At 63.5% G+C, this 545-nt stretch carries 1 protein-coding gene; it reads left to right on the forward strand.

Annotation, left to right across the window (positions count from 1 at the left end):
- Nucleotides 1-545, forward strand: a 545-nt coding sequence (locus U8U68_RS22160) for an amidophosphoribosyltransferase (protein ID WP_322204661.1), incomplete at both ends; no start/stop codon positions are given.

Below are 545 nucleotides of genomic sequence, written 5' to 3' on the forward strand. Positions count from 1 at the left end.
GGCGAACTGCTGGCAGAGCGGCGCCCCGCCAGCGCCGACCTGGTTATTGGCGTGCCGGACTCGGGCCTGGACGCGGCCCTGGGCTTCAGCAGGGCATCTGGAATCCCTTATGGCATGGGGCTCATTAAGAACAAGTACATTGGCCGCACATTCATCTCTCCAATCCAGGCCCAGCGTCTGGACCAGGTGCGCATTAAGCTAAGCCCCATAGAGTCTGCGGTGAAGGGACAGAGGCTGGTGCTGGTGGACGACTCCATCGTGCGGGGGACCACCAGCGGGCGCATTGTCAAGCTGCTGCGGGAGGCAGGCGCCAAAGAGATACACCTGCGGGTGTCCTCGCCGCCGTTTCTGTACCCCTGCTACTATGGCACGGACATCGACTCCCAAGACCACCTGATTGCGTGCAGGCATACAGTAGAGGAGACTGCCGCCATCATCGGGGCGGACTCCCTGGGCTATCTGCCGGTAGACGCCCTTGACCGGCTGGCGGGGAGCCCCGGTATTTGCTCCGCCTGTTTCAGCGGGCGGTACCCAACCCCCATTCC

Source organism: Acutalibacter intestini, assembly GCF_034334985.1.
Lineage (GTDB): Bacteria > Bacillota > Clostridia > Oscillospirales > Acutalibacteraceae > Acutalibacter > Acutalibacter intestini.